This window comes from Acinetobacter calcoaceticus (assembly GCF_016508255.1).
Classification (GTDB): Bacteria; Pseudomonadota; Gammaproteobacteria; order Pseudomonadales; family Moraxellaceae; genus Acinetobacter; species Acinetobacter calcoaceticus_E.
This window is the reverse complement of the sequence record NZ_JADVKT010000001.1, coordinates 239,534-252,410: the sequence shown is the minus strand read 5'-3', so window position 1 is coordinate 252,410 and position 12,877 is coordinate 239,534. Positions and strand designations below refer to the sequence as shown.

The window sequence follows — 12,877 nt, the reverse complement described above, 5'->3', positions numbered from 1 at the left end:
AGGGAAAAGGGGGCAGAATCATAAAAAACTAAAATATTGAGAGTATGTTTGCATATCTTAAGTAAAAAAATTTATCGAAATTTTTTAATAAATTATATATGATGTTTGCGTAATACTTTAGTTATTACAATAGCTTGTATAAATATTTAAAAAATAGAGAATCTAAATCGTGAGAAAATTATTTATTACCTACCTTATGGGGGTGGTTATGTTATCTATGTCTGGTTGTTCAGTCTTTATGGCGGGTAATCAACCAAGTAAAAAAAATTTAAATGTTTTAAATCCAGGTAGTTCCCGCAATTATGTTATTGCTGAGTTGGGCGCACCTGTACTTTCTGAATATCGTGATGGTACAAGAGTCGAAATTTATAGTTTCCAGCAAGGTTATCCGAAGTGGGCAAAAGTAAGCCGTGCATTTGGACATGGGATAGCAGATGTTGCCTCATTTGGATTATGGGAAGTGTTTGGTACACCTACTGAAGCATATTTCAGTGGGAAAGAAACTTCTTACGAAGTGACGTATGGGCAAGATGAGTTAGTAAAGAGCTTTAGACTTATTGATTTTGAACAAGCATTCCCTAAAGCAAAAGCACAGTAATGAAAAGGGCCATTAGGCCTTTTTCTTTGCCTGTATTAAAATCAATTTTTATTCAAAGAAAGTGATTAACTTTAAAATTATCAATATTCATCTAAAAGAAAAATAATCAAATAAAATTCATGTTGAAGAAAATTAATTAAGCTTGTGATAAGATGAATCTTGCTCATTGGTTGAGATTTATCTGAACTCACTCTATTTGCTACAAAGTGGTGAATAAGTTTAAAAATTTTATAGATAAATCTATTTGTTCAGGCTTGTGCCCATGTTAGAAATTCGTCATCTTAAAACCTTAGTTGCCCTACGTGAACATGGTTCATTGGTTTCAGCAGCTAATGATCTTTGTTTAACGCCATCGGCGATCTCTCATCAATTAAAAGAATTAGATCATTGGTATGGTGTAGAGGTTGTTAATCGGCGTAGTCGTCCTGTTAGTTTTTCTAATGTGGGACAGCGCTTACTCAAGTTAGCTGATGATGTTTTGCCTCAAATTCAAATTACTCAGAGTGATATTACTCGTATTGTGCATGGTCAGACAGGTAGAATTATTTTTTCTTCTGAATGCCACAGTTGTTTTGACTGGTTAATGCCTTTGTTAAATCAATATCGTCAGCAGTATCCAGATGTAGACTTAGATTTTGCTTCTGGATTTGAAGCTAATCCTCATGAACTTTTACAAAATGGTGAGTTTGATTTACTCATTACAGCCGATCCAATTGCATTAAAAGGAATCGAATATTTTCCTATTTTTGAATATGAGTCGCGTTTGGTTTTATCTAACACACATCCGTTGGTTCGCGCTGAAAATATTACAGTTCAAGAATTAGCAGAAGAAGTTTTAATTACTTACCCCGTAGATAAACACCGTTTAGATATTATGTCTAAGCTTTTCATTCCTGCGAATATTCAACCTAAGCATATTAGAACGACAGATTTAACCCAAATGCTTATCCAGCTTGTTGCAAGTGGGCGAGGTATTGCCGCATTGCCTGATTGGGTCGTGAATGAATATGAACAAAAAGGATGGGTGACTAGCCGCCGTTTAGATTGTGTTTCACCAATAGGCTTAAGACGGACATTGTATGCGGGTTACCGCACTGAAGAAAAAGAGAAAAGCTATTTTGAAGGTTTCTTAAAGCAGTTAGAAAAGTTCTCTCTAAAACGAACATCTTATTATTCAGGTTGAATAGATTAATTTAGCCTAAGCATTAAAGCTAAAAAGGTGCCTAATGGCGCCTTTTTTAATGCCAAAATTCTATTTGCCTATAAATAAAGAGAGTAGACCTGCGGCAATAAGGGGGCCAACTGGAACACCACGTAAAAGGGCAACACCTGCTACCGTCCCAATGAGTAAACCTCCCACAACATCAGGCTGGCTCGACATCAATTTCACACCGCGACCACCTAACCAAGCGACTAACAAACCAATTGCAATAGCTGTAAGAGATTTAAAACTAATAAAAGATTTTAAAATACTTTCTCCACTAAGCTTACCACTGGCAATTGGGGTAAGTACGCCAATAGTTAAAATAAGAATTCCTAAATTAAGACCATGTGCTTGAATATAAGGGAAAAACTGATTTAAAGGTGTGATTTTAACTACAATTAATACGCCTGCTGCAATAGTTACAGCTGCATTTTGACTTAATAAACCACAGATCAGCAGTACTAAAAGGACAATTAAATTAACATCAAATTGGGCGAGCATGAGAAGCAGCGAAAGCAAGAAATAAAATGGAATTGTATAATAATTAAGACAACAAATGTAAAAGCCTCCCCAAGTAAACTCATAGTTAAATCATTTTTTTAAAGATAAATCTTTATAGGCCATTCAATGTTAAGGAGTTTTGATTTTTAGTTACGCTTGGAAACAATGTTATATAAATTAACAAGTTAAATATTATTGTTTTCTGAAGCTATGGTATAAAAATAGTTAGTATTTATGGGGCAAGGATAACACCTATGGAAATTATCGATATCAAGATTAAAGATCAATTTGATCAGATTCATGATGCAAAAGCACAGTTAAAGCAAAATTTAGTTGAGCATGAAAATGAGCCCTTAAAGCTTAGTCAACGTATTGAACATATTATTGTGGATAATGAAATTATTTTACCTACAACCGAATTGCTGTTTGAAAGTGAACAGAACGAAAATATTTATCGAGTCGTTGAAGAATAGCGGAAAGTTTTAGTGAAGCAAATGTAAAGTATAGCGAGTAGGGTTTAGCAAAGAGTTGAAACTGCGTTAAAATAGCAGTTTGTTCTAATGAGAAAACTCCATGCTGCTGGAAAAAATTTTACAATCACAAGGGTTTGGTTCACGTAAATATTGTCAGCAGTTAATAAAAAATGGATCTGTAAATATTGATGGAGAAATTGCCAATGATTTGAAAAAGCAATTCTCTCCAGAAAATTTAGAATTTTCTCTTTTTGGGCAAACCTATCAATATCGAGAAAAAGTTTATATTGCTTTAAAAAAGCCAGCAGGCTTCGAATGTTCTCATCAACCTCAGCATCATCAAAGTGTTTTTAGTTTAATACCTGAAATTATGATTCATCGAGGCGTACAGGCAATTGGACGATTAGATCAAGACACAACAGGGTTACTCTTACTTACCGATGATGGTAAATATCTGCAAGCCTTAACTCATCCTCGTAAACACGTCCCAAAAGTTTATCATGTTACAACCACAGATCCAGTCACACCTGAGCAAATTGAAATGTTGAGTCAAGGCGTAAGCCTACATCAGGAAAAAGGTGTTTTTGCTGCAACGGATGTAGAAGTGCTAGAAACTCATCAGTTAACGATGACCATTCATCAAGGTGTTTATCACCAAGTCAAAAGAATGATTGCGGCTGTAGGAAATAAAGTAGAAGCACTACATCGGCATCAGATAGGGCAATTGGTCTTACCTGAAATTGCAGATGGCGAATGGATTTATTTATCAGAACAACAAAAGCAGCTTGCTCAAAATATCATTTAAGAAAGCAGTGGAAAGTCTGAAATTCACTATCTCGAATAAATCCCATCTGTTCATACAGACGATGGGATTCATGATTATTACTTTGAGTTTCTAGAGTAATTCTTAACGCATTTTCTTGTTTAGCAAATAAGATTGCTGTATCAATTAGCTGTTTAGCAGAGCCTTGACGACGAAAAACTGGGGTTACATAGACATCATCTAAGATATAGTAAGTGGAGCAAGCAACTGAAGAAAAACCTAAATAGAGTAAGACGAAGCCTGTAATTTTTTCATCTTTAATATGGATAAAGAATACACTTTCACTATTTTCAAAACGTTGTTTGAGAAAGTGAAGTGATTCATTGAAATTAGGAGAAGCGCCATAAAACTGGCGATATTCATCAAATAAAACAGCGAGTTGCTCTAAGTCTTCAAAAGTCGCTCGTCTAACGATCATTTGGCACTCCTTGTATTTTATCATTATGTTTTTTACAAAGAGAGCATAACTAAAAAAAGAGCCTTCTGACGTTAAAACTTGTTTAAAAATGCAACACTGTTAAGTTTTGTCACTTTCTCCTAACAGTGCATTTAGTTCTTCAAATAGGTCTTCGTGATCATCGTCTTCAGATAGAGCAGATGAATTCTGGTTCAATGAAGATGCTTTTGCTTTTCTCAGTTTTAATAATTGCTCCATATTAATATTCTGATTTTCAATCGCAAAAGGAATAGATTTAGTTAATACGACTTGTTTAAAAAAAAGTCGCACTGCTTGGGCAGGGGTAATTCCCAATTGTTTAAAAACAGCAAAAGCCTGTTTTTTCTCTTGGGAGTCCAGTCGAACCTGATAAACTTCTGTTTTTCGCATGAATAAAAAAACCAAATGATTTTTAATTTTTAGAAATTTATTCTAAACCATTGCAATGTAATTTCAATGTTTTTTGGCATAAAAAATAATCTTTTTGTCATTACGGTTACATTACAATGTCAATTCAAGCTCGGAATTAAAGGACATTTCCTCTTTTGTAAGTGGATCTATGAATGAAATATGTTTAGCTAAAAGTTGTAGCGGTTCTGAAAAATCATTATCAGCTTTATGTTGAACCTCTGGATAAAATGGATCATTTTTAATCGGAATTTCTAAATAATTAAGATGTACGCGAAGTTGATGTTGTTTGCCAGTGGTTGGTGCTAAACAGTATTTAGCCCAATATTGATTATGTTCAAGTAACTCAATTTTCGTTTCAGTATTTGCTTTAGCATTTGCGATAACTTGCATGGTGTAAAAAGGCGTTCCTTTATCTAAGTGCAAACAAAGTGTTTGAGGAAATTTTAATTCTGATTTGTATCTAGCGATAGCATGATAAATTTTATGTACCTGTCGATCTGCAAATAGTTGCTGGTAAATTCCGCGTGATTCAGGGCGTTTGCAAAATAAAACAACTCCAGCGGTTTCGCGGTCTAGTCGATGAATTGGTGTTAAAAATTCATTACCTGTTTGTTTTTTTAATCGAACCAATAGGGTTTCTTTTACATATTGTCCGGTTGGACTAATTGTTAAAAAGTGCGGTTTATCGACCACCAGTAAGTCATCATTTTCAAATAGAATCCGATGCTCGAAAGGAACATGGGGTTCATAGGCAAGAAAGCGATAGTAAAAAATATGTGTATTGCTTAAGTATGGGCTATCTAATGTTAATTTCTTTCCATTTGCTGCATAAATAAGCCCATCTTGAAAACGTTGTTGCCATTCTACTGCTTTGATATGTGGAAAGTGCTGGCATAAATATTGATAAATAGTTTGAGCATTAATGTGCGCTGGAAGGTAAATCTGACTTGCGCTAACTCCATCAATCATTGGCGGAAGAAATTCGTTCGGACTAGACATAAGAGGGTGTCAATATTTAATAAAAGTGATGTAAAAAAAGCCAACATTTAAGGCTTAAGTAGGCTTTTAAGGCAGGGCAATGGTATCATATCGATTATTTTGAATCATGTTATGTGTGCTATGTCGTATTCATTCAAATTGGTCTTAAATCATGAAGAAGATACTGAGCGTCTAGCTCAAGCGTTGGCGCAACATGTTCAGTCGGGTGTGATTTATTTAATTGGAGATTTAGGTGTGGGTAAAACCACACTTACGCGCTATTTTTTACAGGCTTTAGGTCATAAAGGGTCTGTTAAAAGTCCAACCTATACACTCGTTGAGCCATATAAAATCAATGACAAAGAAATTTTTCATTTTGATTTATATCGTTTGAATGACCCCTATGAACTTGAATTAATGGGAATCCGTGATTATTTAGATATTACGGATGCATTATTTTTATTTGAATGGCCATCAAAAGGTGGTGGTGAAATTCCAGAGGCCGATATCACCATTGATATTCAAAAGTCAGACGATGAAATGAGCCGTTTTGTAACTTTAACTTTACTATCAGAACATTTGTACCAGACTTTGCAGGAACAGTTTCATGATAAATGAAAAGCTAGCACAACGTCGTATTCATACATTAGACGCAGCGTTAGCCAACCAGATTGCTGCGGGTGAGGTGATTGAGAGGCCTTCTTCTGTAGTTAAAGAATTATTAGAAAACTCAATTGATGCCGGTGCAACCGAGCTCATTGTGCGAATTGCGCAAGGTGGTTCAACCTTAATTGAAATTATTGACAATGGACATGGTATTCATTCTGATGATTTACCATTGGCAGTCATGCGCCATGCGACAAGTAAAATTAAAACAGCAGAAGACTTACATGCGATTGTAAGTTTAGGGTTCCGTGGTGAAGCACTTGCGTCTATTGCTGCGGTTTCACGACTGACTTTAACCAGTAGCCAAGATGACAGCGGTATCGGTCATCAGGTTGAAGTAAACGGTACGGCATTTGATCATCAAGAGGTGCAAGCAGTTGCTGCACAAAAAGGAACTCACATTCGTGTGCAGGATCTATTTTTTAATGTACCTGCTCGTCGTAAATTCTTAAAAAAACCTAGCACTGAATTTGGTCATATTGAAGAAATTGTTCGCCGTTTGGCATTAACACATTTTGATATACGTTTTGTGCTAGAACATAATGACAATATTAGAATTAATTTACCTATAGCAGACAGTGGCGAACTCCGCTTTCAGCGTGTACAACAATTACTAGGTTCGCAGTTTATACAAAATGCTTACTGGGCTGACGCTGAAAGTATTAGCATGCGTTTGTCCGGTTGGCTTGGTCATCCTTCAGATGCCCGTGCGCAGGCTGATATGCAATATGTCTATGTAAATGGACGTATTGTTAAAGATAAAACGATTTCGCACGCGTTACGCATGGCATACGATGGAATTTTACATGGCCATCAACATTCATCTTATTTACTTTTTTTAGAAGTTGATCCTGAAAATATTGATGTGAATGTCCATCCTACAAAACATGAAATTCGGTTTTTAAATCAGAGAGAGGTGCATGAGTTTGTAAGACATTATGCAAAAGAAACTCTGGCGCAATTTCAGACAGCAAGCGCTGATTTAGCTCAGGCGATGAAGGTAGATGAAAACTCAGATTATTCAGTACAACCTCCACCCAAATATCAAGAACAATTTACATTGCATCGGGCAAATGAAGCTTCAAATCAAGATAATGATGCACGAACTCAAAATGCACCGACAGAGCTATTAACTGATTTTAACGCTAGCCGCCCGCAAGCTATTCACTATGCAGATCAAACACCAAGATATAATGGTTCTCCTCAGTTAAATAATGCGTTAAAAACATATTTAGCGCCACTGCGTGACCAGTCTGCTAATTTTTCAGTAAATGAAGATATCGAGCCAGTAACGAAAGTCGATGAATTTCCATTAGGTATCGCAATTGCACAGCTGCATGGAATTTATATTTTAGCGCAAAATACAGAAGGCCTTATTATTGTTGATATGCATGCAGCACATGAGCGTATTTTGTTGCAGCAAATGAAAAATGCTTGGGATAAACCTGAGTTTTGGACATCTCAGCAGTTGCTCATACCTAAAATTATTTCTATTAGTCGCATGCAAGCAGTGCGAGTAGAAGAATTAAAATCTCAACTTGAGCGTTTAGGTCTTGAAATTGATTTATATGGGGATGAGCAAGTTATTGTTCGTGGTGTGCCAGCCATATTACAAAAAGCTGATTTTGAAAATCTTATTCCCGAGCTTTTAAATGATTTAGATCCAAATGATGAGGCGCAGGGCTTACTTCAAAAGAGAGATGAGTTATTGGCTGGAATGGCTTGTCATGGAGCTGTACGTGCCCACCGACAACTTAGTCTTTCGGAAATGAATGCTTTACTTCGCCAAATGGAACAAACCGAATTTGCGAGCCAGTGTAATCATGGAAGGCCAACTTGGCGTGCATTTCCACTATCTCAATTAGATAAATTATTTGCTCGAGGAGAGTAGTTTTACATGTCAAATCAATTGCCCGTCATCAATTTAATGGGACCAACTGCAAGCGGAAAAACCGCTTTGGCATGTGAATTATACGAACGTGGAAATTTTGAGCTGATTTCTGTTGATTCTGCACTCGTTTATAAAGATATGGATATCGGTACTGCTAAGCCAACTCGTGAAGAACAAGAGCTATATCCTCATCATCTAATTGATATTATTACTCCTCTTGAAGTTTATTCAGCTGCTCAATTTGTTGAAGATGCTTGTAAGTTGATTGATGACATGCATTCACGGGGAAAAACTCCTATCTTGGTGGGAGGCACAATGTTGTACTTTAAGGCATTATTAGAAGGTCTATCGAGTAATTTGCCGAGCGCAGATGCCCAAGTTCGGGCGGCTATTGAAGAAAAAGGTTCAAATGAAGGCTGGCAAGCTGTTTATGATGAGTTAGCTTCTGTAGATCCTGTCGCGGCCTTAAAATTTAATGTGACTGATAAGCAAAGGATTATTCGAGCACTAGAAGTTTTTAAGCTTACGGGCGAACCAATTACTAAATTACAGGCAGAACAACCAAAGAACGTACCATATCGATACATATTTCATAATTATGCTTTACTTCCAGATCGGGTAGAATTACATCAACGCATTGAGCAAAGATTAAGCAAAATGTGGAATATCGGTTTTTTGAGTGAAGTTGAAGCTCTAATTGAAAAATACGATTTAGATGAAAATTTACCCGCAATGCGGTCAGTGGGTTATCGACAAGCACTAGAATTTCTATTAAAAAGTGATATAAGTCTCAAAAGTAAACGTGAAATGGAGGATAAAGCTTTATTTGCAACACGACAACTTGCCAAACGTCAATATACGTGGTTACGTTCTTTGCAAGAAATACACGATTTTAAAACTTACTTGACGATAAAGCAGGCGAAAGAAGACTTGCGAAACTCTTATGGATAAAGCAAAATTTGCACACTGTCTTTTTATAATTTTTAGTTGAAAAATAAAGATAGTTTTTTTTGCGCTGATTTAAAAATTTTTTTTTGGAGTTAAAAATGTCTAAAGGTCAAACTTTACAAGATCCGTTCTTAAATTCTCTCCGTAAAGAACGTATCCCTGTTTCTATTTTCCTTGTGAACGGTATTAAATTACAGGGTCATATTGAATCATTTGACCAATATGTTGTTTTATTAAAAAATACAGTAAGTCAAATGGTTTACAAACACGCGATTTCAACTGTTGTTCCAGCACGTAATCCACGTCCAGCAGGCGCACAAGGTACAGGCTTCCCAGCACAAGGTGGCACTCAAGGCGGCTTCGGTGGCGCTCAAGGCGGCTTCGGTGGCGCTCAAGGCGGTGGCTTCGGTGGTGCTCAAGGCGGTGGCTTCGGTGGCGCTCAAGGCGGCTTCGGTGGTCAAGGTGGCTTCGGCGGTGGTCAAGGTGGCGGCTTCGGCGGTCAAGGTGGCTTCGGTGGTCAAGGTGGTGGTTTCGGTGGTCAAGGCGGCTTCGGTGGTCATCAAGGTGGTTTTGACAACGACACTAAATTTGAAGATGGTCAAGAAGACGAAAATAATCGTTAATTGAAATCTAAAAAAAAACCAGTCAGATAATGACTGGTTTTTTTATGTTTATTTATAAGCCAATTCAAAATATTAAATTCATCAAAGGTCATGATTTGACCATGGTGACTCATATATTTAAATAAATAGAGTTTTAATCGATGCTATTAATATTAGCTGCTGCTTTAAGTAGTGTTTTGGTATCTATCTTATTAAAAAACTTAAAGAAAAAAGGTTATCAGCCGTTACAAATGATTGCATGGAACTATGCGAGCGCGAGTCTTCTCTGCTTTTGGTGGTTTCAGCCTGATATTCAACATATTTCAATACAAAAGACTCCTTGGTGGCTAATTATTGCATTGGGATTAATTTTGCCCAGTATTTTTCTGTGTCTAGCTAAGTCATTGGAATATGCAGGAATTGTTAAGACTGAGGTTGCACAACGACTTTCCGTAGTACTTTCTTTACTGGCAGCTTATTTCTTTTTTCATGAACAATTTAATTCCTTAAAACTATGGGGAATCGGTTTAGGAATTTTTGCTGTTTTACTCGTTCTCTTTGGACAAATGAATACTTCTTCGAGTCATCAATCTCGAAAAGCAATTTTTGCTTTATTGAGTGTTTGGTTTGGGTATGCAGCAGTAGATATTCTTTTAAAATATACGAGTAGTTTGGGGCTTCAATTTACGCTTACTCTGAATCTTATTTTTATTACAGCTTTTATATTATCAATTTCATATTTATTGGTGCAGAAAACTCAAAAGTGGCAGTTTAAAAGTGCTATAGCTGGGTTGATATTGGGTGTTCTCAATTTTTCAAATATCGCTTTATATGTGAAAGCCCATATTCTTTTAAAAGATTCTCCTGCAATTGTTTTCGCTAGTATGAATATTCTTGTGGTGTTATTTGGTATTGCCAGTGGAATTGTTTTATATAAAGAAAAATTAAAATGGCCAACTGTATTAGGAATTATTTTAGGAATAAGTGGGGTGGTGTGTTTAGCAACTGCAATGGTTTAGTAGTTCAAAAGAATTTAATCTTTTGAACTACAAGAATTTTATAAATAGGTGAAAACAGCTTCATCTGGTAGACGTGATTTAGGCAGTTTGGCATTAAAGTCATTTTCACTACGATAGCCTAAAGACACAATGACTGAACTACGTAGGCCTTTTTCAGTTAAACCCAGCTCAGTATTTAAAATATCTTCATCAAAGCCACCCATTGGAGTTGCATCAATTCCTTCTAAACCCGCAGCAAAAAGTAGTTGCCCTAGCGCAATGAATGTTTGATTTTCCATCCACCCAAACAAATTTTTTTGTTCATTTCGATAAAATTCTACATAGCCATGACGAGTATCTTTCTGGCCTAATTTAGCTTTTTCATCTTTAAAACGACCACTTAAATCATCTTGTTCAAGTAATTGATTTAAGTATTCAGATGAAATATCTGTTCTTGTGCAAAGTATAAGTGTGTGTGATGACTCAAGCACTTTGGGAGCATTGTAAGCATATTTACCTGTTAAGGCTTTCGAGATTCTTTCTTTAGCTGCAAGGTTGTCTGCAACGATAAAGTGCCAAGGCTGTATATTTACGGAAGAGGGGGTAAAACGTAAAATTTCTAATAATTTATTGAATTTTTCTTGAGGGATTTTCTTTTCAGGATCATACGCTTTTGTTGTGTAGCGACTTTTAACAGAATTCAATAGGTCCATAGGTGTACTCCATATCAATCTTATGGCAATTGAGAGAATTTAATCTTTTTCATCATACGCTATTTTATTCAAAAACATTTCCAATGTAATTTGATAAAGAAATATAATGCAGATATAAAATTTTAGTAATCTATTGAAAATGATTGATTTAATGCCAATAGATGCAAAGAGTAAGTTAAGGCAAACTAGAATTGTTAAAGCCTTTATCATTTTTGCATTTTTTTTGAGTCTTTTGATTTTATACATTGAGTATCAAAAATATGCACACATAAGCTGGATGTTTATATTTATTGCCAGTACATGTGTAATTTATGATTTTGATTTAAATAAAAAAATTAAAGAATTGAAATTTCAAATAAAAAATGACTAGTTTCTAGCTAATAATTCCAAACAATCAATTCGAGCTGTTGCGAATTTGAAGATGGATCAATTTCCAAAATATAAGCCTGATCTTCACGCCAATCGCCAAGAACAATTCGTTGTTTAGCTTGTACTTGATGAATTGAAGGGCGGTGAGTATGCCCGTGAATCAGTATATCTACATCTGCTAAAGCAGAAATAACGGCTTGCTCATTCACATCCATAATTTCATAGCTTTTTTGCTGTTTATTAGCAGAGCTTCTCTTGCGAAAGCCATTCACCAGCTTAGTGCGAAAACTGAGTGGGGTTCGACGTAAAAGAGCCACTAAGAGCGGATTTCGAATAATTTTTTTAAATTTTTGATAAGAAACGTCGTCTGTACATAGTGAATCACCGTGTTCTAGACGGTATTGATGTCCTGCAATATTGAGGGAATAAATATCTGGTAGTAATACGCCATCAAATTTACTGAGGAAAACCTGATTAAGAGCAAAATCACGGTTACCGACTTGAAAGTAAACCTGATTCCCTTTTTTGTTAAAGTCTTTTAAAGCTTCAACAATTTCATCAAGCCATGGTGCTGAATAGTCATCTCCAATCCAGGCATTAAACCAATCGCCTAAGATGTAGAGTTGAGTGTTTTTATCTTGGTAATGTGCCAACAAGTCTAAAAACCCTCGAACGAGTCGAGGGTGTTCAGGTGATAAGTGTAAATCTGAGATAAACAGATAAGTCACAGTTTTATCCTAAAATTATTCAGAAATAATTTTAGCAGATTCGATTACAACGTTTTCTAATGGAACGTCAGCATGATAACCACGGTTGCCAGTGCGAACACCTTTGATCGCTTCAACAATATCTAAACCTTCAACAACTTTACCAAATACAGCATAACCCCAACCTTGAGCAGTTTTAGAGGTATGGTTCAAGAAAGAGTTATTTTTCACGTTGATAAAGAATTGAGCAGACGCTGAGTGAGGAGCTTGAGTACGCGCCATTGCAATCGTACCTTCGTCGTTACTTAAACCGTTATCAGCTTCATTTTCAATTGAATCACGTGTCGCTTTTTCTTTGAAGTTTTCATCCATACCGCCACCTTGGATCATGAAACCATCAATAACGCGGTGGAAAATAACGCCGTCATAAAAACCGTCACGTACATATTCTAAAAAGTTTGCTACTGTTTTAGGTGCTTTTTCAGCATTCAGTTCAAGAACAATACGACCTTTATTGGTGTTTAATTCGACTTGAGGAAAACTCATTACATTAATCTCC

At 36.0% G+C, this 12,877-nt stretch carries 17 protein-coding genes; 10 read left to right on the top strand and 7 right to left on the bottom strand.

From position 1 onward, the window contains the following. The first annotated feature begins 169 nt into the window (after positions 1-169). Together I5515_RS01240 and I5515_RS01235 are read left to right on the top strand one after the other, a co-directional pair. Positions 170-598, top strand: a complete 429-nt coding sequence (locus I5515_RS01240) for a hypothetical protein (protein ID WP_199964384.1) — start codon at positions 170-172, stop codon at positions 596-598. 262 nt (positions 599-860) lie between these two features. Next, positions 861-1,781, top strand: a complete 921-nt coding sequence (locus tag I5515_RS01235; protein ID WP_199964383.1) for a LysR family transcriptional regulator — start codon at positions 861-863, stop codon at positions 1,779-1,781. 69 nt (positions 1,782-1,850) lie between these two features. On the opposite strand, the gene I5515_RS01230 is transcribed toward I5515_RS01235, so the two are convergent. Beyond that, positions 1,851-2,303, bottom strand: coding sequence for a DUF441 domain-containing protein (locus I5515_RS01230; protein WP_199964382.1), 453 nt, complete (start codon positions 2,301-2,303; stop codon positions 1,851-1,853). Positions 2,304-2,557: 254 nt separating this feature from the next. Here I5515_RS01230 and I5515_RS01225 point away from each other — a divergent pair, with 254 nt between their 5' ends. Both I5515_RS01225 and I5515_RS01220 read left to right on the top strand, forming a co-directional pair. Beyond that, on the top strand, positions 2,558-2,776 hold the full coding sequence (locus I5515_RS01225; protein ID WP_199964381.1) for a hypothetical protein: 219 nt from the start codon (positions 2,558-2,560) through the stop codon (positions 2,774-2,776). A 100-nt stretch (positions 2,777-2,876) separates the two neighbouring features. Beyond that, on the top strand, positions 2,877-3,581 hold the full coding sequence (locus tag I5515_RS01220) for a pseudouridine synthase (protein WP_199964380.1): 705 nt from the start codon (positions 2,877-2,879) through the stop codon (positions 3,579-3,581). On the opposite strand, the gene I5515_RS01215 is transcribed toward I5515_RS01220, so the two are convergent. The 3 genes from I5515_RS01215 to I5515_RS01205 form a co-directional block, all read right to left on the bottom strand. After that, a complete protein-coding gene (locus tag I5515_RS01215) occupies positions 3,574-4,017 on the bottom strand; it encodes a GNAT family N-acetyltransferase (protein WP_199964379.1) in 444 nt (147 codons plus the stop codon). The genes I5515_RS01220 and I5515_RS01215 overlap by 8 nt on opposite strands. Positions 4,018-4,116: 99 nt before the next feature. Next, positions 4,117-4,425: a type II toxin-antitoxin system RelB/DinJ family antitoxin gene (locus tag I5515_RS01210; RefSeq protein ID WP_199964378.1), complete on the bottom strand. Its 309-nt coding sequence runs from the start codon at positions 4,423-4,425 to the stop codon at positions 4,117-4,119. A 111-nt stretch (positions 4,426-4,536) separates the two neighbouring features. Continuing rightward, positions 4,537-5,445, bottom strand: a complete 909-nt coding sequence (locus I5515_RS01205; protein ID WP_199964377.1) for a pseudouridine synthase — start codon at positions 5,443-5,445, stop codon at positions 4,537-4,539. A 120-nt stretch (positions 5,446-5,565) separates the two neighbouring features. Between I5515_RS01205 and tsaE the strand changes: the two genes are divergently transcribed. The 5 genes from tsaE (at position 5,566) to I5515_RS01180 (ending at position 10,550) form a co-directional block, all read left to right on the top strand. Next, positions 5,566-6,042 (top strand): tRNA (adenosine(37)-N6)-threonylcarbamoyltransferase complex ATPase subunit type 1 TsaE, encoded by a 477-nt coding sequence (tsaE, locus tag I5515_RS01200; RefSeq protein WP_199964376.1) that lies wholly within the window; start codon positions 5,566-5,568, stop codon positions 6,040-6,042. Continuing rightward, positions 6,032-7,981, top strand: coding sequence for a DNA mismatch repair endonuclease MutL (gene mutL, locus I5515_RS01195; protein WP_199964375.1), 1,950 nt, complete (start codon positions 6,032-6,034; stop codon positions 7,979-7,981). Before tsaE ends, mutL begins: the two co-directional genes overlap by 11 nt. 6 nt (positions 7,982-7,987) lie before the next feature. Next, the gene (gene miaA, locus I5515_RS01190) at positions 7,988-8,932 is read left to right on the top strand and encodes a tRNA (adenosine(37)-N6)-dimethylallyltransferase MiaA (RefSeq protein ID WP_199964374.1); all 945 of its coding nucleotides are present in this window, start codon (positions 7,988-7,990) and stop codon (positions 8,930-8,932) included. A gap of 95 nt (positions 8,933-9,027) precedes the next feature. Next, positions 9,028-9,552 (top strand): RNA chaperone Hfq, encoded by a 525-nt coding sequence (gene hfq, locus I5515_RS01185; RefSeq protein ID WP_199964373.1) that lies wholly within the window; start codon positions 9,028-9,030, stop codon positions 9,550-9,552. A gap of 140 nt (positions 9,553-9,692) precedes the next feature. Next, positions 9,693-10,550, top strand: a complete 858-nt coding sequence (locus I5515_RS01180; RefSeq protein ID WP_199964372.1) for a DMT family transporter — start codon at positions 9,693-9,695, stop codon at positions 10,548-10,550. A 38-nt stretch (positions 10,551-10,588) separates the two neighbouring features. Here the strand turns inward: I5515_RS01180 and nfsB are convergent, their stop codons facing one another. Then, positions 10,589-11,242 (bottom strand): oxygen-insensitive NAD(P)H nitroreductase, encoded by a 654-nt coding sequence (gene nfsB / locus I5515_RS01175; RefSeq protein WP_199964371.1) that lies wholly within the window; start codon positions 11,240-11,242, stop codon positions 10,589-10,591. Positions 11,243-11,381: 139 nt separating this feature from the next. Between nfsB and I5515_RS01170 the strand changes: the two genes are divergently transcribed. Continuing rightward, on the top strand, positions 11,382-11,612 hold the full coding sequence (locus I5515_RS01170) for a hypothetical protein (RefSeq protein ID WP_199964370.1): 231 nt from the start codon (positions 11,382-11,384) through the stop codon (positions 11,610-11,612). 7 nt (positions 11,613-11,619) lie between these two features. Here the strand turns inward: I5515_RS01170 and I5515_RS01165 are convergent, their stop codons facing one another. Both I5515_RS01165 and I5515_RS01160 read right to left on the bottom strand, forming a co-directional pair. Next, positions 11,620-12,339 (bottom strand): UDP-2,3-diacylglucosamine diphosphatase, encoded by a 720-nt coding sequence (locus tag I5515_RS01165; RefSeq protein WP_199964369.1) that lies wholly within the window; start codon positions 12,337-12,339, stop codon positions 11,620-11,622. 15 nt (positions 12,340-12,354) lie between these two features. Then, complete coding sequence (locus tag I5515_RS01160; RefSeq protein ID WP_003652397.1) at positions 12,355-12,864, bottom strand: peptidylprolyl isomerase; 510 nt, start codon at positions 12,862-12,864, stop codon at positions 12,355-12,357. Between the last annotated feature and the right edge of the window lie 13 nt (positions 12,865-12,877).